Origin of the sequence: Ruegeria arenilitoris, assembly GCF_013035425.1 — a bacterium.
GTDB classification, from domain to species: Bacteria; Pseudomonadota; Alphaproteobacteria; order Rhodobacterales; family Rhodobacteraceae; genus Ruegeria; species Ruegeria arenilitoris_A.
In genome coordinates this window covers 20,100-43,641 of the sequence record NZ_WQHX01000012.1, presented here as the reverse complement: position 1 = coordinate 43,641, position 23,542 = coordinate 20,100, and the positions used below count along the sequence as shown (strand labels likewise).

Sequence of the window (23,542 nt, the reverse complement as noted above, 5' to 3'; positions counted from 1 at the left end):
GGAGGCACGGAAATGTATTTTGAATCGATAGAACAAGGCGGCATTGCAGTTGTAACAGGTGGAGCAAGCGGAGTCGGGCTTGCCGCTGCTGAACGCTTTGCCCAAGCAGGGCTCAGTGTCATGCTAGCCGACTTGCCAGGTGAAACGTTGGATGAGGCAAAAGAGCAAATTCGTCGCCATTTGCAGAACAACGCTCAGGTTTTTACTGTTCCTACCGATGTAAGCGATGCCGAGGCGGTGCAGGCCTTGGCCGATGCAACATTCACGGCCGGTGAAGTGGCCGTGCTTATGAACAATGCTGGGATAGCACGTCCTAGCGGCAGTTGGGAAAAACCTGACGCCTGGCGCGACATCATTGAAGTGAACCTTTTTGGGGTGATCAACGGTGTTCAAGCCTTTTTACCGCGCATGATCGCCGCAGATCGCCCCGCCGTTGTCATCAACACCGGCTCAAAACAGGGGATCACCACCCCACCAGGCAACCCCGCCTACAATGTTTCAAAAGCAGGTGTCAAAGTTCTGACCGAGATGCTTGCGCACGATCTACGTCAGGAAAAAGCACCAATCTCGGCCCATCTCTTCGTTCCGGGCTTTACATATACCGGAATGATTGCGCGCCATATCCCCGACAAACCCGCTGCCGCGTGGACATCGGAACAAACTGTCGACCACCTGATTACGAGCATGTCGAAAGGGGATTTTTATATCCTCTGCCCTGACAATGACGTGCCGCCTGAACGCGACAAGCGCCGGGTAACCTGGGCATTGGGTGACATTATCGAAAACCGCCCTGCCCTGTCCCGATGGCATCCGGATTATGCAGATGCCTTCGCTAAATTCGAGAAGTTTGAATAAGCAACAGCCAATAGGGAGGCCCCAAAAGCCATGGCATTAACGCTTAAATTAAATGGTCAATCACATTCCGTCGAGGCGGAGCCCGGCACACCACTGCTGTGGGTAATCCGGGACGAGTTAAAACTGACGGGAACCAAATTCGGATGTGGCGTCGCATCATGTGGCGCTTGCACTGTTCACCTGAATGGTGAGCCCGTGCGATCGTGCCAGACCTACATTGAAGACGTTGAAGACGCGGAAATCACGACGATCGAGGTAATGGATCAGGACAAAATCGGGGCCGCAGTTCAGCAGGCATGGATAGAACTGGATGTTGTTCAATGTGGATATTGCCAGTCAGGTCAGATCATGAACGCAGTTGGACTTTTGCGCGAAAACGCCAAGCCCACGGCAGAAGAAGTCGATGAGTACATGTATGGCAATGCCTGCCGGTGCGCGACTTACCAACGAATCCGCGCCGGGGTTTTGCGCGCATCCGAAATTCTGGAGGCCTGATAGCCATGAACACCAAACTTTCACGCCGAGGGTTCCTCAAGACAGCCGCTGCCGCAGGTGCCGTTCTTTATGTCGGCACAAATGCCAATGGCGCAATGGCCGCATCCAGCTCGTCTGATGCGATGTTGAATCCTTTCGTAAAGATCGACAGCAACGGCAACGTCGTTGCGATTGTCAAACACTTCGAAAAAGGTCAGGGACCAGCTACAGGTCTTACCTCATTGATCGCCGAAGAGCTGGGGGTCAGAATGGATCAGATCGATTACGAGTTCGCACCTTCAGATCCCAACGTCTACAACAATACACTTTTTGGACCATTTCAGGGAACTGGCGGCTCTACGGCCGTTTCAAACTCTTGGGTACAATACCGAACAGCTGGTGCCGGTGCACGCGAAGTATTGATCAGAGCCGCCGCGGAAGCTTGGGGCGTCGAAACCACGGCACTGGATATTCAGGGCGGAGTGATCAGCGGGTCGTCCAACTCAGCGCCGTTAGGAGAATTTGTGGCCGCCGCAAGCGCTCTGGCACCATCGGAAAGCCCACGTCTGCGCGATCCGTCCGAATGGAAAATTATTGGCAACGAGGCGACACGCCGAAAAGACAGCCCGATCAAGGTAAACGGCACAGCGAAATTCGCCATGGACGTGCAATTGGAAAATCAGATGGTTGTCATGGTCAAACGTACGCCACAGCAAGGTGGAAAAGTCATTGGCTTCGATGACACCGGCTCAAAGGACGTTAAGGGTTTCACAATGGCCCAAACCCTGCCTACGAAGCACGGTGTTGCCGTGTACGCAGAAAATACATGGGCCGCGATGCAAGCCCGCGAAGCGCTGAATGTTGACTGGGACATGTCTGCGGCGGAGACGCGGTCCTCGCAAGAAATCCGGGATGAGATCTTGGCTGCGTTGGACAATGCACCTGTTTACAACGTGAACAAAGCCGATCAATCCGCTGTTACAGCAGCGGTTGAAGGGGCTGCGACCATCGTTGAAAAGACATTCTATTTTCCGTTGTTGGCCCACGCCCCGATGGAACCATTAAATTGCACGATCGAACAAACTGCTGATGGCGACATCGTTTTGCATGACGGCGCACAGATGCCAACCGGTCCACACATGGCCTACCAGCAGATTTTCGGCCTTCCAGGTGAAAAGATTCATATCAAGACTATGCTGGCTGGCGGCTCTTTCGGGCGTCGTGCAACTCCGGACGCCGATTACCAAGTCGAGGCGGCTTTGGCCTTTTCAATGACGGACCGGTCGCGCCCAGTTAAACTGGTCTGGGACCGCGAAGACGACATCCGAGGCGGGTATTACCGACCCGCCGTCGGTCACAAAGTCCGCGTCGGAATGGACGCTGACGGAAAAATTGTCGGCTGGGAGCACCAAGTTGCAGGTCAATCCATCATGAAAGGTACCGCGTTCGAGGCGTTCGCCGTTCGGGACGGAGTCGACCATTCGACTGTCGAGGGAGTAACGGAAAATCCTTATATCATTCCCAGTATGGCAATCGGCCTGACGGATACGGAAAAAGCCACCTCGGTTCTTTGGTGGCGCTCGGTCGGGCATACACACACCGGATATGTAATGGAGGTTATGATGGATATGGCAGCCAAAGCCGCTGGCATTGATCCTGTGGTATTCCGATTGGCCTATCTTGCAAGCGGAAAGGATCAGCAACGCAAAGCCGCGGTGCTAAGACTTGCGGCCGAGAAAGGAAATTGGGGTAAGCCCGCCGATGGCAATGTCCAAGGCATAGCTGTTCATAAGTCATTCGGTTCCTACGTGGCCGAAGTCGTCGAAATATCCGGCAATCTGGACGATGGAATTCAGATTGAAAAAGTAACTGCCGCGGTTGATTGCGGTATTGCAGTCAACCCGGACGTGATCAAAGCCCAGGTCGAGGGTGGCATTGGCTATGGCATCGGACATGCAATGCGCGATCAGATAACCTTGGACCAAGGCTCGGTTGAGCAGTCTAATTTTCCTGACTACGAACCGCTTCGCATTTCAGACATCAAGTCGATCGAAACGCATATCATCTCGTCAACAGAGGCCCCGACGGGTATCGGTGAACCGGGTACACCGCCTTCTGCCCCGGCGCTGGCCAATGCCATCGCTCAGCTGGATTTGCGCGTGTCCGAACTGCCAATGAATGAAAATGGAGTCGCATTCGCCTAATCTTTTCCCGCTCGTGGCGCGAAGTCGCCGCGGGCGGGCTTCAGCTCGCCGAGGGTGACCTTCTTCCAATCTACAGTTAAGCGTTGGAAAACCGGGATTACTTTTACATACCGCGATCTGGTTCTAGCGTTTGCTCTCGGGCGTGCGAACGATTAAATTTACTGTAACAATTCGTACCGCATTTGGTTTTGGGTGATCCCCTGTGAAAATCGTGTCTGGTGGACAAACCGGTGTTGACATGTCCGCGTTGGAATTCGCCGTTGAGCACTCAATTCCGTGCGAAGGCTGGGTTCCAAATGGCCGGACAAATGAGGCTGGAAAAATTCCCGGCTACATCCCTGGGCTGAAGGAGACGGATACAGACGATGTGATCGAAAGGACCCGGCTAAATGTGGCAACCAGTGACGCAACCCTTGTATTCATAGATGGATCAGCCAGTCCAGGAACTGATAAAACTATCGTTTTCGCACGAGAGTTGGGAAAGTCGCACTTGGTAGTTGATGTCAGAGATGGCGAGGAGAAATGTGCGCGGGCTATACGAAGTTGGTTGTTGTCCACGCCCGTGTCGGTTTTGAATATCGCAGGTCCTCGAAAATCAGAAGCCCCCCAGATTGGCAAGTTGGTAAAGTATATCTTAGGTCAATGCCTAACACCCGATAAGGTTTTTCCGTTAAGAGGTAAAGACTTGTAGTGTTTGGAGAAACAGCGGTTATTGAACTGACGGATCATGCAATAATTCAGTTATTACGCTAAAATCCGTTGACACGTTCGACAAGCCAGAAAACTGATACGCAACCAATCGCATAGCCGATCACTGGGGTGGCATTGGCATAGATTCTTGGGAATCCGGAGGGCGCGATTAGTCGCCATACCGCGAGCGCTGACGAAACTGCAGCAATAAAGGCGAGCTGGCCAGCCTCGACACCTACATTGAACGCAAACAGCGCGGCAGGAATGTCTTGCGAAGGTAGTCCGATTTCACTTAACGCGCCGGCAAATCCAAGCCCGTGCAGAAGCCCGAAACAAAAGCAAACTATCCAGGGATACTGCTCGGACAACCTGATTTGACCTTCCTTATGCCTCAGTATTTCCAGAGCCAAAAACACAATCGACAAGGCTATAACAGCTTCCACCGGGGCGGCTGGAACTTTTAAAACCCCGAGGGTCGCAAGGGCCAGAGTTATCGAGTGGGCAATTGTGAACGCTGTGATCGCGCCCACAAGCCGCCAAGGATCTCGGACAAGTATGAATAAGGCAAATACAAACAATAAATGGTCCCAACCTTCCAAGATATGCTCGAAACCCAGTTGAAAATAACTGGTGAAGACCGACCAGATCGAAGGACGTTCAGGAACTGTCAGAACCGTCATTTCGGGAGTAAAACGCAGTGTGACTGGTTCGGATTCCAATGGTTGGATACGCAAAAGCACATCGTTTCGCTGCTTCTCCAAGCCTTCTATGGCCACCGTTTGTCCAGCAATCTCAGTTTCGCATTCAGCGACCCACCTGGACACCCATGCAACACTGTCTGACGCAGGTTGCGGGCCGCGTGCAGGAGCGCACTGATTGGGCAAAACAACGCCGATTTCCATTGGCCTGCCATTAACGTCTGGAACACGCCACAGGACCTGCCAGGTGCCCTCTGCCAATTGTTGGAGATCCAAATACCCTGGATCAAGCGCATGGGAGTGTACCGTTTGCGGAGTCCAGAAAAACAACAACGCAAGAAGAAAACCCAGTACAAACCTCACTGATCATCACCTTCGCCGGTGGGCGTCTGGATTTCGTACTGAGCAGCCAGAATTTCATACTGCGCTTGTGCCAAATCGTCACCGGTTTCACGGCGCCACTCCGACAATACTGCTTCACGAATGTCATCCAGCGGAGGTAAGCCTCCGGCCTGAATGCCTGTGACTCGAACAAGATGCTTTCCGTAACCTGATTGTATTGGACCAGACCAAACCGACACTTCCAAGTCTGTCAGGTTTCCTGAGAACCCGCGACCAAATGCCGAGTCTACAACACTTAACGCGGATAGAGGCATCGTTTGGAGCAACAGCGACGGAACTCCAAGTTGTGACCAGTCTTCCCCAGAATTCAGTGCAGACAGTACCTCTGCCATCTCGCTGGGTTCCGCGGTTTCTCCTAGAAAAACCTGATCAAAGGCGACAAGAGATGGCGTCATGAAACGCTCGGCATTATCTTCCAGATAAGCTTGCAACTCGGCCTCGTCCGGATCCACCGACGAGGCTATGGCCGTGGTCAGAAACTCCATCTTTTGAGCAAGCCTTGCCCGGATCACTTGATCGCCCTTGTCCAGGCCAAGCTTGCGCGCTTCTCGGACCAATACTTCTTCTCGAACCAAAGCATCGATCAGTGCTTCTAGTTCAGCTTCGCTTGGTGCTCGCTTCCAACTGGCTTCAAAACGAGTGCTCAATAAGTCCACATCGACTTCATTGATTGCGATCTTCTCACCTTTGTCATCGCCCTCACTTTGAGGCGATACCCAGTTAAACCAACCAAAGATGGCAATGCCAATAAGAATGAAATGGAATAAGGGCTCTTTAATTACACGCATGAATATCCCCAGCTAGTCGATAATTCGACGCCCGAACGTTGATGCGAGCTGTTCGACATGTCAAACGACTAACGCAATTTTACATTTTCTCCGACTTGGCAAAAGAAATCGCGGGACGAAATCGTTCATCCCGTGATTACAACATTCACAATTATCCATTCACTCGCTGGGGGTGTACCAGATCGGAGAGGAGTATGCCCTTTCCTGATGCGTCAGCAGCGCGTCTTCGGGCAGGTCAATCCCAAACCGGAGTTTGTCATAAAGGACCCAACGAGGCGTCGGAATTTCCAAGGCCCGTACATAGTAGAAGGCACGCTCAGCAGGATCGAATTCTGGGTCAGTCCATACCGTAATAAGCTCTGACGCGCCTATTGTATTGCTCCAACTGGCAGTTTCTATATCCACAGTGTTGCCGACATCGGGCAGGTTACCTTCGGAATCCAAAGGACGGTCGTCCGACCATGCGACATTATACACCTTTTCTTGTAACTCGCCTTCGGCATCCAACCATCCTTTGACGACCTGCACCCGATCCAGATTTGCACCGATAGGATCGCGCAAGGCACCAATCAGGAACTTTGGCGCACCGTCACCTTCGCGCGGGCGCAGGTCGCTGCCCATTGGCACGCCCTTGGTATAGCCAACGTCTGCTAGGAAGCGGGTCTCTAGGTCGCCTTCATCAAATTCCCAACCACCAAAAAAGCGCAGGCCAATTCTTGGGCCAGTCGTGGCATAGGTTTCCCGACGCTTGAAAGCATCGAATATGGCCGAGCGTGTGTTCTCGGTGGCCCATACTGCCGTGTAACCTGAGGCGACAAGCAGGTCTCCTGGTATCTCCCCAAGATCATTGGCAATAAACGGATGCTGAATCCTTGTGGGTGAAGGTTCAACACTTACAGATTTTCCATAGAAGTTATCTTCTTCTGCGGTAGCCAAGGAAGTATGGCTGTCGGTCGCGCCACCCATCCCGAATTTATAAGGGTTCACCCCAAATTTTTCTTCAAGCATAAGGCCACGCTTCAATGCTTCACGGGCATATTCGCCGGCCAGCATGTCTTCGGTTTTCAACTCAGTGATATCGAGGTTTCCGACATCCCAATTTTCATAATCGGCAAACGGGTCATCAGGGCTAAGGTACGGGTGTGCCTCTCCGTCTCCCTTAATTTGCGTTACCTCGTAGTGAGGCTCCCATCTTGCGCGGTTCTGTACGTATTCCTCGTCGACCTTGCCGCCGTGATAGGTATCCTCCGTAGGGAACATCCAACCGTTGGACAGGTTGCCGTTATGGGCAAAGGCAACCGCCCGGCCACCGGTTTTGGCCTCATACTCCTCCAACCACGCATAAAGCGCCTTTGGGTCGGTATCTCCGTACGGAGGTTGTGTGACCGGCGGGACGACTTGCAAGGCGCGGATCGGTCCATCGCGAAGCATGACGTTTCTGTGTAGGTTGAAACCTTTCGGCACCGACGTCCATTCAAAGCCTATGAACGCCGTAAAATTACCGGGGTCATTGTGCCGCTCAGCGGCCAATACAATATGTTCCCAAGTAAACGCAAAAGCGTCCGCTCCTGGGCTGTATGACTCCAACAAAATCTCGGGCAAGGTCATCTGAGAAAAGTTTGTGATTATATCGAAAGCTGTTTTCCCAGCTTCTTCACCGCCTGCTTTGTATCCCTCGTACCATTCTAAACCTTTCGGGTCTGAAATGACGCCAGGTTTGCCAGCCTGAAGATCGGGCGCAAATCCCATCAAGTCCGTATGATCTGTCAGAACCATCCAATCAAGCGGCCGTGCCAACCTTACGGGTTGCCCAGTCGATGAAATAACCTGCTCCCCTTTGGCGAAACGCCATGCTTCGTCTGGTAGTAGCGTGTTGCCAAAAGCTCCGGCATCCAGCGAAAGACCGGTGTGCAAATGCGTGTCACCCCAAAGCGGACGCTCTGGAAAAGTTCGATTGGCATAAGGAGAAAATGGCCGCTCGGCAAAGGTACCTTCTGCCGCTTCTTTACTGGGAACAGCGTCGGCGAGAACACTCGCCGGGCCAAAAACCATAGCAACCAAACACGCGTAATTTCGAAGCATAAGAACCTCCCAATTCTGCAACATAACGAATCCGGCAGGCAGCGCCGCCAACTATACATTCCATTCAACTAATATCATGGCATTGAAATATTTGTGTTAAATTTTTCCCCAATTTCGGTCTTTGTTAGAATGAACTGCTGATCACTGGCAATTCACCAAGATAGCCTGAATCGCGTATTTATCTTAAGTATTCCACTTTCTATACTTGTGATACTCTTCTGAAATTAGGTGGCACTGTTGGTGCAGTAGCAAATACTTTTTTTGGGGGGAAATCTTATGCACAAAACATCGCTTGAAGGTTGGCGAAATTCTTTAAGAGCAGCAGTATATCTGACGACAGGGTTGGTCGCATTCTCCGTCGGGCCTGTTACGGCACAGGAATTTCAGACCGAGCAGGAGAACACCGAGGTGGTCTTGGCTCCTGACGCATTTTCTCCCTATGCCGGTCGCAATTTCCCGCAGATTCCGCTGTGGGGCGACAGCCATCTGCATACAGCTGTGTCGGTTGACGCGGGCACGATGACAAGGCTCACTCAGGAACAGGCCTTTCGGTTCGCGCGAGGGGAAGAAGTAACAACAACCCATGGATTGCGGGCGAAACTGTCGCGCCCCCTAGATTGGCTGGTTGTATCTGACCACGCTGAAATGTACGGGCTTATGCCACAGTTGCTGGCAGGTGACGCAGAAGTACTGTCAAATGAACAGGGCAAGATCTGGTACGAGGCCTTAACGTCGGGTGATGCCCAATTGGCCTTTGATACGGCTATGGAAATTGTCGCTTCGCTCTCCGGTGACGAACCTCCAATTGACAACCCAAAGGCCATAAAGCACGCGTGGGAGGAATATACTGAACTGGCGGACAGCTACAACGAACCTGGCGTGTTTTCCGCAATAATCGGTTACGAATATACAACCGAGGGCGCCAACAACTTGCACCGGAACGTGTTGTTCCGCGATGGACGGTTCCGGGCGAACCAAACACGACCTTTCTCACAATACGACAGCAAGAACCCAGAAGACCTTTGGGCATTCCTTGCTGAATACGAGGAACGGACCGGCGGCGAAGTTCTCGCGATTGCGCATAACGGGAATTTGTCAAACGGTCGCATGTTCTCATTCAACGCGTATGACGGATCGGAATTGACCGAAGAAATCGCAAATCTTCGAACGCGTTTCGAACCGCTCTATGAGGCTACGCAGATAAAAGGCGATGGAGAGGCACACCCGTTCCTCAGCCCAGACGACGAGTTCGCCGATTTTGACACATGGGATGCCGCGAACCTGAACGGCACGGAACTAAAAGTTCCAGAAATGCTCGCAGGAGAGTACGCACGGGAAGCTCTTAAGCGAGGCATGGTTATCGAGCAGAAGCTCGGGGTCAACCCTTTCAAGTTTGGCATGGTGGGCGCGACGGACGCACACACCGGCATGGCGACCGCTCAGGAAGACAACTTCTTTGGAAAGCACTCCGGTGTCGAGCCGGAGCCGAACAGATGGGAGCATCTGGTCATTGAAGCTCCTGACCCGGAGCTGTCCATATATGGCTGGAAACAAGCTGCAGGAGGTTTAGGCGCGGTCTGGGCGACTGAAAACACGCGGGCGGCGATCTTTGACGCGATGCAACGCAAAGAGACGTACGCGACCACTGGTTCACGTATGTTGGTTCGATTTTTCGGTGGCTATGATTTCACACCTGAGGATGCCACCCTCCGCCTTCCCGCCGACGCAGGATACAAAAAGGGCGTACCAATGGGAGGAGATCTTGGGGCGGCCACCGATGGGCGCGCTCCGAATTTTCTTCTGGCAGCACTCAAAGATCCGCTATCCGGCAACCTTGATCGTATCCAGATTGTAAAAGGTTGGGTTGATGCGGATGGGGCAACTCAGGAAAAGATTTATAACGTCGTGTGGTCCGGCGATCGCGCGCTCGACGCCGATGGCAAGCTGCCTGATGTTGGCAACACTGTCGACATCGAGAATGCAACTTGGACCAATACAATCGGAGCTGCAGAGCTGATCGGTGTTTGGCAAGACCCTGACTTTGATCTAAGTCTTCAGGCATTTTACTATGCTCGGGTGATCGAAATTCCGACACCTCGCTGGACGGCCTACGAAGCTAAACGATTTGGTGTAGAGATGCCTGATTATGTCCCTATGACGACCACAGAGCGGGCATATACATCTCCGATTTGGTACACGCCGGGCTAGGACTGTCTTAGGTCTTCAAAAAAGGGCGACTTGTGTTGCCCTTCTTTTCGAGTTTTGGCTGCGCTGAAACCAGAAGTTTATCAGGTCTGCTGTATTTGCTTGTGATGACCGCGCGACAAATTTATTTTAGCAGCTTGCAAAAATGCATCAAAGCAAACCGTGAAAAGACCGCGCTGACATTTCCAAGCCTCAAACCGAAGCATACCGCCGCAACCGAAATACCAACGGCATCATTGCAACCACCAAAATGGCTGAAAAAAGGAACGGTGCACCCGGCAGATAGACGCCTTCGGAATCCACTGAGGCCTGAAAGATTCCAGTCATCGCAAGGGGTGACAAAACCGCAGCAACAGATGACAGCGATGCAATGACGCCCTGCACAACACCTTGCCTGTCTTCATCTGCTTGATTTGACGCCATTGCAGTCATGAGGGCAGGAACAAGATCAGACAAAGCTGCAAGCAGCAGAAATATTACAAGGGCCGCAATTGACGCGGTGAAACCAAAACCGATCATTCCGATCAGAGCTGAAATCATACCTAGCATCAGGGTGCGGTAATCCCCTATCCACCGTATGAAAATCGGCATTAGAACCCCCTGTACGAAGGCCAATAGAACGCCGTATGCCGCCAGAGACAGCCCGATGTAAAGTGTAGGCCAGTCGAATACCTCTCGGGTCCAGAATGCCCAAAGAGTTGGGTAAACCATGTTGGCAAATTCAAAAATAAAGATACAAATCAGCGGGACTGCAAGACCGGGAAACCGGAAAGCATCGAAAATGGACTTAAATGGGTTCAAATCGCGCTTGCCGAAAGGCCGACGTTTGTCTGGCGCAAGGCTCTCGGGCAGAACAAAAACACCAAATAGCGCATTGCCCGCTGAAAGAAGTGCGGCAATCCAGAAAGGGGCGGCGATACTGATTTCAGCAGCGACGCCACCGATTGCGGGACCAAGCACAAACCCGATCCCGAAGGCAGCCCCAATTAGTCCGAAATTTGCCGCCTTCTCCTGCGGAGATGATATATCGGCAATGTAAGCGGTTGCGGTAATGTAGGTTGCCCCTGCAAGTCCGGCCAAAGTCCGGCCAAGCAAAAGCAGCCAGAATGTTTCTGCAAGAGCCATAATCACGTAATCCAACGCAAGCATAACAAGCGCCGCGATTAATATCGGTCTGCGGCCAACTGCATCCGATATACTTCCTACTATTGGCCCGCACAGGAACAGCGCGCCGGCATAAGCTGTCATTAACAGCCCGCCCCAAAAAGCCCCTTGCCCGGTATCGCCAGCACCAACGCGGTCCATCAAATCCGGCATGATTGGAAACACGATACCAATGCCGATTGCGTCGATAACCAGAGTTATAAGAATAAAAAGAATAGCTCGGTTCTTAAACATAACGCCCTATCGGACAGCCGCATCAGCAAATCAAGCCGAAACAACCATCGCCGGACAAAGTCATAAGATTGCGACGACCCATAACGCGCCTCGCCTTTTTGTAATCTGACGTTGGACCAAGGAATTTTCCCAAAATCAACAAAAGTCAGTTCACGCATTTCCCCCGCAAGAACCAACCAGATCCTGCCGTACAACTTTGCCTGTTGTTCGTTGCCGTTATAACCCAAACCGTACATCAATCAGCCATATTGAGCTCAATGTAGACGTCCGGAAAGAGGTCACCATCGATTGAAATATACCGAAATTGTCGCGTCAAAAAGATTGCCTACATGATCTGCATCAACGCAGAAAAACACAGATTGTGATAATAATTGTCCGCTTGGGTTCAAAAATTGAAACCTAAAAGCTCTGCCACTTCTTCTGGCGAATGCTCGAAACGAAGGAGGCGTCAAATGAAAGCCAGATATGTAATTTTATTCGCTGCAACACTAGCAACGAGTATGGTTTCGCAAACAGAAGGCGGAATGGATGGAGGAACACTTCTGAATATCTGCACGAGTGAAGATGCCCTGCAAAAAGGTTATTGCATTGGGTATATGGTCGGGTATCGCGAAGGGAAATCATTAAATCCTTCAAAAGCCATAATGCCACGGGGCTTGGGTAGTCTGAATGCTGAGGAAGATTCAGGATTATCAGACACCCAAATTGAAGAAAGCTGCGTGTTTCCTAGGCTTCCGCATCACCAAATGCGCGATGTCGTAATCAACTATATAATTCAACATCCTGACACCAGGAATGACAGCGCCAGCTCGATCATAACAGAGAGTCTTCGGGTAGCCTTCCCATGTGAAACAGGAATGTAGCGGTTGCCATCAAAGTCAGTCAGCGAATTGTTTTTTGCTCCGGCTAAAATTTGTCCGTGTGACAAACCGCCAACGCTTTGCCTGTAATCGGCGAATTTTTCCGCGACAGCATTGCTTAAGATATGTCGCCAAAAAACTTCAATGACGCTAGGGCAACTGGTTCGCCCCATTCCTGCACGAAATGGCCAGCCTCTGCTAAAATCATCGGTTCGGGACATCCCCTGATTGTCTTTTGCAGCTGACTCATCACCGGAACGCCCAAAACCGGGTCTTTGGCACCGACGGCCATAAAGCTCTCACCTTCCCAAACTTCGGCCCAGAAGAGCCGAGCTCGCATTGTCGTTTCGATGCCTCCCATTCCCGGCTGGATCATTACCAGCTGCGGAAACCTTCGAACGCCTGCCTTATATCGCTGGTCAGGGAAAGGCGCCTCATAAGCCAGCGCTTCCGCCTCGCTTAAATGTGGGCAGGCTCGTTTCATCAACGCCGCACAATTCAAGTTCGGACGGTTAGCCACATACTCTTTCCAGGCTTGGAAACCATCGCCAAGAGGTTCACCAACCGGGATTGCCGTGTTCATCACGATCAACCGGGAAACTCGACCGTTCAGGTCCATCGGAAGGGTCAACCCCAAGATGCCGCCCCAGTCCTGCACCACAAGCGTGATGTTCTGAAGGTCCAACCTTTCCACGAACTCGAGCATCATTTCTCGGTGAAAGTCGAAGCTGTAAACACTATCATCAACTGGTTTGTCTGACCTGCCAAAGCCCAACCAATCAGGAACGACTACTCGAGCCCCAGAACTCGCAAAAACCGGTATCATCTGCCGATATAGATAAGCCCATGTCGGCTCCCCTGGCAGGCACAGAAAGGTTCTGATCGCGTCTTTTGGCCGTTCATCAACATAATGAACCCGCAGACCCTCATAACCTCGGAGGTCGTCGATATAGCTTGGTGAATAGCTAAAGCCAGGAAGGTTGTCGAAACACTCCTCAGGAGTTCTTAGTACTTCCACAGCCAATCTCTCTAACTGTTGTTGGTTGGTTCTATCATGAGCCTAGATTGTTTTTCTGGCAATCCGTAGAGTCCTCTTAGCAGCGTTGCCTGCAGAACTTTCGTTGATGCTCAAAGTCGGCTTGTCCGCACTTATGAAAATAAAAAAACCGTTAATTGTTTGGTTTGAAACGCTTCGCGAGCGCAAGCATAAAACGCTCCAGGCTCACTTCGGAGTTTCACCCAAATAACCCCCAAAGAAAGCTACCATTGCCAACAAAACACCGATCAGGATTGCTATCACCATCAAAGCACCATTGCCCCTGGCAAAATATCCCAGCATCAAGAGACCGACGACAAAAATGCCCACCAAAAAGAACAGCACTGTATTGTCCAATTTATACCCCCAAAAACAACTTCAGCTGCAGAAGCCTTCAGTCTGATCGCATCCCTCAAACACCAAACCAATCCAAAATTGGATTGAATCCCAAATCAAACGACCGTGGTCGTTGGCTTAATACCGTTTAGCGTTGCGAACAAAACCGGTACCAATATCATAGTGAGCATTGTACCAACTGTTAATCCGCCCATGATTGTAACCGCCAAACCCACCCAAAAAACGTCTGGAAGTAGCGGTATGACACCCAGAACAGTGGTCGCCGCTGCCAGTACGACGGGTCGGAGCCTTGAAGCACCTGCGTTCAATACTGCGTCATAACCCGGCTGACCTTCCGCCAAATTGTCGTTGATCTGATCGATAAGGACGATTGCGTTTTTTATCATCATTCCGGCCAAGCTCATGCCACCGAGCAACGCGACAAACCCAAATGGCGTGTTGGTTAGGAGCAAGCTTGGGACAATACCAATAATTACGAAGGGAACAGTCAGGAAAATAACAAGTGGCCTGCGGTATGAGTTGAATAGTCCGACAACGATTAGCGCCATGATCGAGAATGCCGGAACCATCCCCGGAATTAAAGACGCCTGTGCGGAAACCGTATCTTCGTACTCTCCGCCCCACTCCATGCTGTAGCCTGGCGGCAAATCTGCTTCCAAAGCTTCAAAGTCAGCAAGTACAGCCGCGCGATAGCTTGGCAAAGTGACGCTGTCGATTGGGTTAGCTTGAACGGTCAAAACGCGACGACGGTCGCGGCGGTTTATCGTGGGGTCCTCTGGTTCAATATTCACGCCGCTGACAACTTGTGCTAAAGGCACTGGCTCAACAGAAAATGGTGACTGCAGCTGCAGCAGTTCGAAATTGTCCACCGCAGCAACGTCTTCAGCCCCGGGCCGAACGATAATTGGCAGTAATTCGTCACCCTCGCGATAGAGGCCAACAGAACGCCCGTCAAACGCCCGCTTTGTTGTGTTTCCGAGGTCTTCATAAGTGATGCCCGTCCAACGAGCACGGTCCTGATCATAATCAGGAACAGTCTTCAGCACACGGTTGCGCCAATCCGTACGGGCGACTTTCGTCCATTTGTTTTGGTCAAGTATGGCAACGGCCCTGTCACCCAGTTCCCGTAGGGTCTCTGGGTCAGCGCTTGCAGGACCTATGATACGGTTCTCAAATGCCCATGTATTACTAGGACCGACACCAAACTGCCGTGTGAACGACGTCGCCTCTGGCATATTGGCCGATATCCAAAGCGAGACATTCTTGCTCATTTCGGGAATATCGCGGTAATCTTCCACATTCACAATGACTTGGGCGTATGACGGGTTTGCGCCTTCCGGGTCGACAGGCAGATAGAAACGTGGCGGACCAGCGCCAATAAAGCTTGCAATGCCAGTCACGCGGTCATCCATTCCAACCTGTTCTTCAATACGTGTTATGGCTTCGGATACGGCTTCAATCCGGGTTCCTTCTGGCGCATAATAGTCAATCATGTACTTGGTCATGGATGATGTTGGGAAAAACAACTGCGTCACAGAGCCGAACCCAACACCCGCGACGACCAGAGCGGCCACGGCCACTCCGATGGTCAGGTAACGAACTCTGATCGCGGCGGCCAGAAACCTGCGATACACGGCATAAAGCCCGGTATCGAAATTCTCGCTGCTTTCACCCTTTGGCTCTGGCAGCATTGCGACACATTGCAAAGGCGTTACCGTCATGGACAACAGCCAACTGACCAAAAGCGCTATACCTACAACCGAAAAGAGGGTTCGGCAGTATTCCCCTGCACTCTCAACAGATGCAAATATCGGGTAGAAGGCCATTACTGCCACGAAAGTGGCCCCAAGTAATGACATAGCCGGTCGAGTGGCTGCGTCGATCGCGGCTTTTGCACGATCCACCCCCTGTGACATCCGAACCATTGCGCCGTCCGCCACAACAATTGAGTTGTCCACCATCATCCCCAGCGCAATAATTAATGCTCCCAAAGACATACGCTGCAGATCTATTCCCAGCATCGCCAGTGGAATAAATGTCGTGAGTATCGTCAGGATGAGACCGCTACCGATGATAATCCCCATCCGAAGACCCATTGCCAAGGTTAGAACTACCAACACGATGGCGACAGCCTGACCTAAACTTACTAGAAAACTACTGACCGCAAGGTTCACGTCATCCGACTGCCAATGAACTCGCTCGACCTCAATACCTACTGGCAGACTTGCTATCAGCTCTGATACTTTCGCATCCACTGCCTGCCCGACGCTGACAACGTTGACACCGGACTGAAAGGATATCGCTAGTCCGATGGACGGAAGACCGTTGTAGCGCATCATTGTCGTTGGTGGATCAGCATATCCCTCCTTAACCTCTGCAATTTCACCCAGCCGCAGCAGCTCTGGCCCCCTGCGTTGGCCACTTTGGGCCTGATCTAGACCGCTAGGCCTTACAACCAGATCGGCAATGTCGGTTGGACTGGTAAAGGTGCCGCTCGGCGCAATGCGCATACGGTAGTCACCAATGTTGACACGTCCTGCGTCCACGATTGCGTTTTGTGTTTGCAAGGTGTTTAGGATGGTCTGAGCCGAAACACCCAGCGCAGCCAAGGCTTCTTCCCTTGTTTCCAAGTAGATTACCCTGTCGCGTTCGCCCCATAGATCGACACGTCCAACACCATCGATCAACGATAGCTCTCTTTTGAAGTCTTCGGCGAACCCATCAAGTTCCTGCGCGGAAAATCCATCGGATGTCATTGCCAACAACAAGCCGAATACATCGCCAAAATCATCATTGATGGCTGGACGGCCAGCGCCCGGGGGCAACTGAGTTTCCACATCTCTGACTTTGCGACGCAGAGTATCCCAGATTTGAGGCAGTTCCTCGGACCAATAGTTTGGACGGATTTCAACCTTGATAGTAGATAATCCGGCGCGGCTTTCGCTCGAGATGTAGTCTATTTCCTTGATTTCCTGAAGTTTCAGTTCAATCCTTTCGGTGACTTCCTGCTCCACTTCCTCGGGGCTTGCACCGGGATAGGGCGTCGTAACGACTGCCGTTTTGATCGTGAATTCGGGGTCTTCCAACTGTCCGAGACTGAAAAATGCTGAAATACCACCCAACGTCAGCATTACGACAGTAAACCAAACGAATTTGGCGTTGCGGATAGAGAAGTCGGCGAGACCCATTACTCAGTTTCCTCAGAAAGAAGTGAAACCTTCTGTCCCTCTCTCAGAGAATTCGCTCCTGCGGTCACAACAACGTCGCCAAATTCCAGACCGTCGCTTACGGCGACTCCCTGTGATCGTGGCGTTCCAAGCGCAACTTTCTGCGCTTTCACGGTCTCGGAAGAGGCGTCAAACACCCAGACATGGGGATCTGTTTCCCCCTCGGGCACAAAAATTGCGCTTGCGGGAACCATTATCGCGTCAAAAGGTTCGTGCCCTTCTTTTGGCTTGCCTCGGACACGCCCCGCCATTCCGGGAAGTACAAGCGAATTTTCTGGTTGTTGCATGATCAAAGTTACCGGAAAAGTTCTGGTCGTTGCAGAAGCTTCTGATCCGATCTCACTGATTTCTGCCGACAGGACCACGTCGCCCAACGCGTCGAATGTCACCGTTATATCTTCGATGTGCGGGATCAGGGCGATGTATCGCTCGGGGACATCGATGACCACTTCGATATGCTCGGCGTCCAGTATCCGCAGCACAGGTGTCTGCGCTGCCACCTCCTCAAAGTCCTCAATGTATTTTGCGACTACCCGGCCGTCGAAAGGCGCTTCCAGGCTCGTGTAGGTCAAGTCCAATGTGGCTCGATCCAAAGCACCTTGTACGGAATTGATTGCCGCTTGGGCAGATGTCTCGCCCGCGATAAACCGATCAAGTGTCGCCTGCGCGGCTACTTCTTTCTCGACCAATGATCGCTGCCGATCGGTTTGCAATTTCGCATTTTCAAAGGTTGCTTGCGCACTTTCCAATTCCGCGGACAACCGATCAACTTCCGCCTGGTAGGGCGCAGGGTCTAATACCGCGACGACATCTCCATTAGCGACCAAGTCACCGACCTGCACATCCACGCCAACGACATTGCCTGGAACACGAAAAGCCAATGAAACTTCGCGTGCAGCTCTGGCCGTGCCAACAAAGTAGCGATCATGCAAACTGGAGAGGTCTGAAATTTCAGTTGCTCTTACAGGTCGGACAACCATTTCGGTTGTTTCTTCTTCCTCTTCCCAGCACGCTGAAAGCGACAAGAAGGCAAATAACCCAAAAGACAGTTTCTTCATTTCCCCTCCCCCGCCGGTCTATGTTTCTCCGTGATTCTGAACGGAAACTTTTCAATTCATTGCACTAACACTCGAAATTCATACCGAATTGTACCCACTCGCCCAACAAAGTCAAAAATCTGAATTTATTAAGCAAGTGTCATGTCGACGCTTGGCGATGTGTTCTAGGGCGGTATGGGGTGAAGCTGAAAATACGCAGTCGCAACAGCTTTTTTATGCTCTCCTTGCCCCCCTCAGAACACCTAAAGAACGACCCCATTCCTAAACTCTGCCACGCCTGGTGTTGGCTGATCAGAAACTTTGACATTAAAGCCAGGTATTCAGCCATAGCTTCAAAAATCCTCCCGGTCCAACCGTCTGCGGTTTTGAGATTGCCGCGAGGTACAAGTAAGTCGGTTCAAGACGGTATAAACAAAGGATGCATGTTGTCGCGCGGTTTTAGGTTATCAACCACTTAGAAATGCCGTTACCAACGACAATGTTGCATATTTTAGGTATTTTCGTGCGAGAACTGCGGTGATTAGGGGAATGCCGCTGAACGGCTAACGCTTTGATAATATGAACTATTGTGATGTACTATTTGTCGTGTTCCGACCTTAGTGTCACACTCGAATATCCACAACGATTTCCGTTGAACAGTGCATTTCCAATTCTCTGCAATTCACTGAAGAACGTTTTCGAATGTACAGCCTGTCGGCTAAGTCTACTGTCCTTCATGTTTCGAAGTAGCAGCGGAACCCGGACATATATCATCTTCGCAAAGCGGATTGCCTCAGGGTCGGTTTTGATACAGCGAAATAGGGATCGTTTGGCCGCAGCTAAAAGCTCAAAAGCTCCGCACCCTCCTCACGCCTATTTCCTTTGACAAAGTCATGCCGCGCATCAAAGGCAAATAACCTTAGACGTTCCCTTTGATATTGTTTGCAAAACGCGGCCGTGTGAAAATGAAGTTATTCAGTTCGACGTTGTCCAAGCCCACCCTGAAGGGGGGGATAAACGTGTTGGACGTTTCGACCAGTATCAATGTGTTCTGATCAGACATCGGAGGCAGGGCATCTCGATAATTGACAATATTGTCGTCCGTCAGCTTTTCGACATACCCACCTCGTATTGCAGACCAGTTCACGGTGTGGCTGTCGGAGGCCTCGTCGTAAAGAACCACGGATATTCGGAATTTCAGGTCTGCATGATTGACCACCATCAAACCGAACATTTCTTGCATCGAGTCGATATAGACGTTGTCAATTTCCCGGGTTTCACGGGAAATCAGGTCTCCAATCGTGTGTGCCGCTTTGATATTCGCGGCACTCTGCCTGTAAGCTTCGAAAAACGTGTAACCCGCCATTATAGTCCAAAAGAGGATTGGCGTAATAAGGAGTGCCTCGACGGCGATCACGCCGTCCTCCCGAGCTCGGAAACGTTTCAGGAGATGCGTCGAAATTCGCTTGATCATAAAGGCTCCTGGACGAAAACGGTTGTAGCGGTCAGCGCGTATTGGCCTTCTTCGTTGACCAATGCTCTGCCCATTGCGGATGTTGGGAAAACGGGATTGATCTTGGCGCAGGCCCGAAGAACCATCAACTCATTTTCAAGGCCGTTTTCGAAAGTCCGCACAGGGCGCGCCACTTCGGCCAGATCAGTGCAATCAGGGTCCGTGGGTACTGTAACAGTGGCAAAAGGATCCTGCCGGATCATTTCCAGACGCAAGTTGGCTGCGCAATTATTGATGAAAATGGCGCGATCACAGATGAGAGCCTTGATTTCGTCATGTTGTGGACTGGCGCCGGTGTTCAGCCGAATGTCGCGCACGGTCAAGTCAACCGCGCGCTCTAGCTGCGCGTGTCTCAACGTTACGAAGGCAAGCTCCAAACCCGAAAGAACCAAAAACATGATCGCTGGGAAGACGATGACAAACTCGACGGTTGCATTTCCGTCTTCCTTTCGGCGGAGCCGGGCCAGAGCGGAAAACAACCTAAGCATCACTGAGTCAACCTCAGCATACGGACCGATGACGCGATCGAGGTAAAGGCTTTTTCGAGGTTTATGTCCTCCACATCATAATAATGACTGTCTGAGCTTGCACAATTTTGCAGTACATCCTGGCCATTCGGCGGCGCCTCAACGCTGACACTAAAGACAATCACACCTTCATCCTTGGCGGCTTTGCATACGTGTTTGGTGCGCTGATCCTTGGCGACCGCACTTTTCTTGCTGAACGCCTTACCTTCCCACTGACCGTAAGCACTTGGTGAGTGGGTGAAGATGTTGTGTTCGATATATTCCAAGGATACGAGGTCCAGAAGTTCAACGTAGGACAATTGCACTGCCTCGCCGGGTTCTTCTGCCTCGACGCATTCAACTTTACCGCCTTTGCCCGAACAGTGTGTTTTTCCATTGCCATAAGGATGATCCTGCCAGCTGTTGTCGTGCGGCCACCAATAGTTGGGGTTGCCGTTCGACTGGTAGATCGAGAAGCGAGCGGGATCGGTATCGGTTCCTGGGTTGTACCAGAAATCCGACATAGTAGTGCGCATCGAAGGGTTGAGCATGTGCTGATCTGTATTATCCCCATCGGAAACGAGGATCATAACCTTGAGGACATTACTACTGTAGTCCATCGGGCGACCTTGCATTTTGAATTTTGCCGGAACCGTATAACTCGGAACGGTATGCTCAGTAGTGCCCATGGCTTGGATTACTGGACGTGTACTGGGGTCCAGCAGGATAAGGCCCCAATTCGCGCCATTATCCAAGCCCGAGTCCTCATCCGCCACTGGATTGCTGAGTTTGTTGAGGTTTCGTATGTAAGGTAAAAGAACTTCTGGGTCGTTCTGGAATGGCAGGATCGCTGAATAGTCGCGTACCGGGCAGACGGGATGCTCTATCGGCTCCATAGTCGTTGTGTAAGGGTCGAAATGAGCCGTTTGTTCAAGCAATCTGGTCGTAGAAAGATCAGGTTTGCTGAATTCGTTGTCGATGAAGTTGACACAGTTCGAGTGGTCATGGAAACGGTCGAGAGTGTAGTGGTTCAGCAAATCGCGACCAGCGTTAACTTGGCTGGAATATGGGATAAGTGAGAACGAAATCTCGTCGCTCCATTGATTGTTTTTTATTGCAATACTTTTTACCATTTTTTCCGTAGCAATTCTCAATAGCTCGTCATTGATCGAAGTAGATAAGTCCAAGACAATTGAGATTTCAGCCAAACCGATGCTTTCCTCAGCGGTGCTTGCCGCAGGGGCGGCCAGTGTATCGACGCCCGACAGGTGCATGAATTGGGTTGGAAACTCGGAAAGGGCTGTCGCCGATACTTCGCGATAGCCCACATCGTTGACCACATTGATGCTGGTCACATTTTCCAGAAGGCCCATCCTTTCTAGATATGCACGAACGACGGATTTCGGTTCTGCCTTTTGATCAAGGTCCGCCGCGGCCAGAACAGCCCGGTCCAACGTGTACTGCAAGTTTGCACGTTCTTTCTCAAAGCGCATGTAATCTACGCCGATGCCAACACAGACGATGACGGCCACAAACATAAAGAGGACTAAAATGGTAATCGAACCATTCTCGTCTCTGGCAAATTGTTGCGCACCTGTCTTCGGCTGGACAGAGGGGGTGTCGCAGTTGCAAATTGATCTCTCGAAATCCGTAGGCATGCATTATCCTCTCTTGGCCGAGCAGACCGGCCACAAAGCTATCGGCAGGGGCTCACGCTATATAGAGAAAAAGGCGGAATTCGGGCAAATTTGCTTCAATTTTGCGATAATTTAGCGGCTTTCGCCTGCAAAAAATCGGAATTTTTCGCATTATGTTTGCGCAAAAACACTTCGTTTTCAAAGTCGTATACACAGGACGAATTTTCTTGGAGGCCAAACAGGGCACTCCACTTTTTTCTATTCGTGCGGGGCGTTACGAGTAGCCTGCATTTGCTGAACATCTTCAGGCCAAGTAGAGCGGATATAGGCCAGAACGTCCCATATGTCTTCGTTAGTCAGTGTGCCCTCAAAGCCCGGCATACCGCTGTTGAAGTCCTTGATGTCGCGTGCTGCCAACGCCTCTGCCCCACCAAGTTTGGTGTAGTCAAACAGGAGCTTGTTATCATGGTGCCATGTGTGCCCTGTCACGTCATGTGGTGGCGCAGGCAGTACTCCGTCTTCGTCCGGTGTTTGCCAGTTGGGTTGGCCTTCCAGATTAACTCCGTGGCACGAGGCACAGTGGTCTGCGTAGAGTTCCTGCCCATTCGCTAAGTTTCTTTCAATCAACTCGTGATCTGCAGCGACGCTCGTACCAATGCTGCATATTGCAAGTGCAAACAGGTGTTTATTCATTTCTAAATACCTTAGTTAGGAGGAGTTAGAACGGTCGTGAGTGTCGCTGTTGTTGCCAACACCATTAATACGATTATTGCCTCAACCTCGATGGATCGGGCGAGGTGTCGCGCTGCATTTGCATCTCCATTGTGCATGGCCGGAACAAATCGGAGCTTGTTCGCAGCAGCGAGGATCAACAGCAGCCCAACTAGAAACACTTTGGACAACAGCGCCTGCCCATAGCCAGTGAAGACGAGCCCTTGGATATTGCCTACAAGCGACCAAGCCATCCAGAGGCCTGCCAATATCATAGTTGGTACAACCAGTGCAGCAGCTTTCCCGAACCTTTGACCCAGCTCGGCGCCATTTGTCTGGTATTCAACCTTGAGAGCCATACCCCGCAGCGGGCTAAAGATACCCACCCAGAAGGCTAAACAGAGTAGATGCAAAAGTAGCAAGAGTTGGACACCAAAATTCTCCAATTCTGGCACGTGCCCTATCTGGGTAAAGGACCAAAGAGCCAATGTTCCACCCACCGCCGCAATCCAGCAACCAAAGCGTGATATAGACAATCCGATTAGGATCAATGCCGCGCCTGCAAGTCGGTATGCGAGTACCTCGCCTGCCGGTGTCTGCCAAAGTAAGCCAAGCATTTCTGGATCGACCATGCCATCCGCTCCGCCTGTTAGTACGGCTGCACTAAGCATGAAACCAACTACTGTTGCTGTAAGAGCCAACCACGCTAAAGCCTTTGCTTGGCGCTTCATCACAAGGTTCATCGGTGTGACCAAGCTGGAATAGAGGCACTTAACGATGACAAGCCCGGTTGACCCCGCAAAGCCGATGTAGAGCATTAGCTTTGTGAGGATTGCGGCAATCCCCCAAATGTCTGGCATGC

General features: G+C 51.4%; 19 protein-coding genes. 6 read left to right on the top strand and 13 right to left on the bottom strand.

What is annotated here, in order from left to right:
- Positions 1 to 12 precede the first annotated feature (12 nt).
- The 4 genes from GOV45_RS21830 to GOV45_RS21815 all read left to right on the top strand — a co-directional run bounded on the left by GOV45_RS21830 (position 13) and on the right by GOV45_RS21815 (position 4,224).
- Positions 13 to 855: an SDR family NAD(P)-dependent oxidoreductase gene (locus GOV45_RS21830; RefSeq protein ID WP_170482189.1), complete on the top strand. Its 843-nt coding sequence runs from the start codon at positions 13 to 15 to the stop codon at positions 853 to 855.
- 30 nt (positions 856 to 885) lie between these two features.
- Complete coding sequence (locus GOV45_RS21825; RefSeq protein WP_170482186.1) at positions 886 to 1,350, top strand: (2Fe-2S)-binding protein; 465 nt, start codon at positions 886 to 888, stop codon at positions 1,348 to 1,350.
- A gap of 5 nt (positions 1,351 to 1,355) precedes the next feature.
- Positions 1,356 to 3,533: a xanthine dehydrogenase family protein molybdopterin-binding subunit gene (locus GOV45_RS21820; protein ID WP_170482183.1), complete on the top strand. Its 2,178-nt coding sequence runs from the start codon at positions 1,356 to 1,358 to the stop codon at positions 3,531 to 3,533.
- 202 nt (positions 3,534 to 3,735) lie between these two features.
- A complete protein-coding gene (locus GOV45_RS21815; RefSeq protein ID WP_170482180.1) occupies positions 3,736 to 4,224 on the top strand; it encodes a putative molybdenum carrier protein in 489 nt (162 codons plus the stop codon).
- Between the two features lie 58 nt (positions 4,225 to 4,282).
- Here GOV45_RS21815 and GOV45_RS21810 read toward each other — a convergent pair whose 3' ends face one another.
- From GOV45_RS21810 to GOV45_RS21800, 3 genes are all read right to left on the bottom strand, one after another.
- Positions 4,283 to 5,284, bottom strand: coding sequence for a HupE/UreJ family protein (locus GOV45_RS21810; RefSeq protein ID WP_367648715.1), 1,002 nt, complete (start codon positions 5,282 to 5,284; stop codon positions 4,283 to 4,285).
- Complete coding sequence (locus GOV45_RS21805) at positions 5,281 to 6,111, bottom strand: peptidylprolyl isomerase (protein ID WP_170482178.1); 831 nt, start codon at positions 6,109 to 6,111, stop codon at positions 5,281 to 5,283. Before GOV45_RS21805 ends, GOV45_RS21810 begins: the two co-directional genes overlap by 4 nt.
- Before the next feature lie 159 nt (positions 6,112 to 6,270).
- On the bottom strand, positions 6,271 to 8,193 hold the full coding sequence (locus tag GOV45_RS21800) for a DUF3604 domain-containing protein (protein ID WP_170482175.1): 1,923 nt from the start codon (positions 8,191 to 8,193) through the stop codon (positions 6,271 to 6,273).
- 276 nt (positions 8,194 to 8,469) lie between these two features.
- Here GOV45_RS21800 and GOV45_RS21795 point away from each other — a divergent pair, with 276 nt between their 5' ends.
- Positions 8,470 to 10,401, top strand: a complete 1,932-nt coding sequence (locus GOV45_RS21795; RefSeq protein ID WP_170482172.1) for a DUF3604 domain-containing protein — start codon at positions 8,470 to 8,472, stop codon at positions 10,399 to 10,401.
- A gap of 189 nt (positions 10,402 to 10,590) precedes the next feature.
- On the opposite strand, the gene GOV45_RS21790 is transcribed toward GOV45_RS21795, so the two are convergent.
- Complete coding sequence (locus GOV45_RS21790) at positions 10,591 to 11,796, bottom strand: MFS transporter (protein ID WP_170482170.1); 1,206 nt, start codon at positions 11,794 to 11,796, stop codon at positions 10,591 to 10,593.
- 452 nt (positions 11,797 to 12,248) lie between these two features.
- On the opposite strand from GOV45_RS21790, the gene GOV45_RS21785 reads away from it, so the two are divergent.
- On the top strand, positions 12,249 to 12,659 hold the full coding sequence (locus GOV45_RS21785; RefSeq protein WP_170482167.1) for a Rap1a/Tai family immunity protein: 411 nt from the start codon (positions 12,249 to 12,251) through the stop codon (positions 12,657 to 12,659).
- A gap of 115 nt (positions 12,660 to 12,774) precedes the next feature.
- Here GOV45_RS21785 and GOV45_RS21780 read toward each other — a convergent pair whose 3' ends face one another.
- From GOV45_RS21780 to GOV45_RS21740, 9 genes are all read right to left on the bottom strand, one after another.
- Positions 12,775 to 13,674 (bottom strand): haloalkane dehalogenase, encoded by a 900-nt coding sequence (locus tag GOV45_RS21780; protein ID WP_170482164.1) that lies wholly within the window; start codon positions 13,672 to 13,674, stop codon positions 12,775 to 12,777.
- A gap of 204 nt (positions 13,675 to 13,878) precedes the next feature.
- The gene (locus GOV45_RS21775; RefSeq protein ID WP_170482161.1) at positions 13,879 to 14,049 is read right to left on the bottom strand and encodes a hypothetical protein; all 171 of its coding nucleotides are present in this window, start codon (positions 14,047 to 14,049) and stop codon (positions 13,879 to 13,881) included.
- Positions 14,050 to 14,144: 95 nt separating this feature from the next.
- Positions 14,145 to 17,237 carry an efflux RND transporter permease subunit gene (locus tag GOV45_RS21770; RefSeq protein ID WP_170482158.1) on the bottom strand — a complete coding sequence of 1,031 codons (3,093 nt, stop codon included), beginning with the start codon at positions 17,235 to 17,237 and terminating at the stop codon, positions 14,145 to 14,147.
- Positions 17,237 to 18,334 carry an efflux RND transporter periplasmic adaptor subunit gene (locus tag GOV45_RS21765; RefSeq protein WP_170482156.1) on the bottom strand — a complete coding sequence of 366 codons (1,098 nt, stop codon included), beginning with the start codon at positions 18,332 to 18,334 and terminating at the stop codon, positions 17,237 to 17,239. Before GOV45_RS21765 ends, GOV45_RS21770 begins: the two co-directional genes overlap by 1 nt.
- 898 nt (positions 18,335 to 19,232) lie before the next feature.
- On the bottom strand, positions 19,233 to 19,787 hold the full coding sequence (locus GOV45_RS21760) for a TadE/TadG family type IV pilus assembly protein (protein WP_170482153.1): 555 nt from the start codon (positions 19,785 to 19,787) through the stop codon (positions 19,233 to 19,235).
- Positions 19,784 to 20,314 carry a TadE/TadG family type IV pilus assembly protein gene (locus GOV45_RS21755; protein WP_170482150.1) on the bottom strand — a complete coding sequence of 177 codons (531 nt, stop codon included), beginning with the start codon at positions 20,312 to 20,314 and terminating at the stop codon, positions 19,784 to 19,786. The genes GOV45_RS21760 and GOV45_RS21755 overlap by 4 nt, the downstream gene beginning before the upstream one ends.
- Positions 20,314 to 21,990 (bottom strand): TadE/TadG family type IV pilus assembly protein, encoded by a 1,677-nt coding sequence (locus GOV45_RS21750; RefSeq protein ID WP_170482148.1) that lies wholly within the window; start codon positions 21,988 to 21,990, stop codon positions 20,314 to 20,316. The genes GOV45_RS21755 and GOV45_RS21750 overlap by 1 nt, the downstream gene beginning before the upstream one ends.
- Positions 21,991 to 22,227: 237 nt before the next feature.
- Positions 22,228 to 22,662, bottom strand: a complete 435-nt coding sequence (locus tag GOV45_RS21745; protein WP_170482145.1) for a c-type cytochrome — start codon at positions 22,660 to 22,662, stop codon at positions 22,228 to 22,230.
- A gap of 11 nt (positions 22,663 to 22,673) precedes the next feature.
- Positions 22,674 to 23,540: a copper resistance D family protein gene (locus GOV45_RS21740; protein ID WP_170482142.1), complete on the bottom strand. Its 867-nt coding sequence runs from the start codon at positions 23,538 to 23,540 to the stop codon at positions 22,674 to 22,676.
- Between the last annotated feature and the right edge of the window lie 2 nt (positions 23,541 to 23,542).

What these genes read in the sequence shown, in the direction of transcription:
- GOV45_RS21830 (WP_170482189.1), top strand. Translation starts at nt 13, where the DNA reads ATGTATTTTGAATCGATAGAACAAGGCGGCATTGCAGTTGTAACAGGT.
- GOV45_RS21825 (WP_170482186.1), top strand. Translation starts at nt 886, where the DNA reads ATGGCATTAACGCTTAAATTAAATGGTCAATCACATTCCGTCGAGGCG.
- GOV45_RS21820 (WP_170482183.1), top strand. Translation starts at nt 1,356, where the DNA reads ATGAACACCAAACTTTCACGCCGAGGGTTCCTCAAGACAGCCGCTGCC.
- GOV45_RS21805 (WP_170482178.1), bottom strand. Translation starts at nt 6,111, where the DNA reads ATGCGTGTAATTAAAGAGCCCTTATTCCATTTCATTCTTATTGGCATT.
- GOV45_RS21800 (WP_170482175.1), bottom strand. Translation starts at nt 8,193, where the DNA reads ATGCTTCGAAATTACGCGTGTTTGGTTGCTATGGTTTTTGGCCCGGCG.
- GOV45_RS21795 (WP_170482172.1), top strand. Translation starts at nt 8,470, where the DNA reads ATGCACAAAACATCGCTTGAAGGTTGGCGAAATTCTTTAAGAGCAGCA.
- GOV45_RS21790 (WP_170482170.1), bottom strand. Translation starts at nt 11,796, where the DNA reads ATGTTTAAGAACCGAGCTATTCTTTTTATTCTTATAACTCTGGTTATC.
- GOV45_RS21785 (WP_170482167.1), top strand. Translation starts at nt 12,249, where the DNA reads ATGAAAGCCAGATATGTAATTTTATTCGCTGCAACACTAGCAACGAGT.
- GOV45_RS21770 (WP_170482158.1), bottom strand. Translation starts at nt 17,237, where the DNA reads ATGGGTCTCGCCGACTTCTCTATCCGCAACGCCAAATTCGTTTGGTTT.
- GOV45_RS21765 (WP_170482156.1), bottom strand. Translation starts at nt 18,334, where the DNA reads ATGAAGAAACTGTCTTTTGGGTTATTTGCCTTCTTGTCGCTTTCAGCG.
- GOV45_RS21760 (WP_170482153.1), bottom strand. Translation starts at nt 19,787, where the DNA reads ATGATCAAGCGAATTTCGACGCATCTCCTGAAACGTTTCCGAGCTCGG.
- GOV45_RS21755 (WP_170482150.1), bottom strand. Translation starts at nt 20,314, where the DNA reads ATGCTTAGGTTGTTTTCCGCTCTGGCCCGGCTCCGCCGAAAGGAAGAC.
- GOV45_RS21750 (WP_170482148.1), bottom strand. Translation starts at nt 21,990, where the DNA reads ATGCCTACGGATTTCGAGAGATCAATTTGCAACTGCGACACCCCCTCT.
- GOV45_RS21745 (WP_170482145.1), bottom strand. Translation starts at nt 22,662, where the DNA reads ATGAATAAACACCTGTTTGCACTTGCAATATGCAGCATTGGTACGAGC.
- GOV45_RS21740 (WP_170482142.1), bottom strand. Translation starts at nt 23,540, where the DNA reads ATGCCAGACATTTGGGGGATTGCCGCAATCCTCACAAAGCTAATGCTC.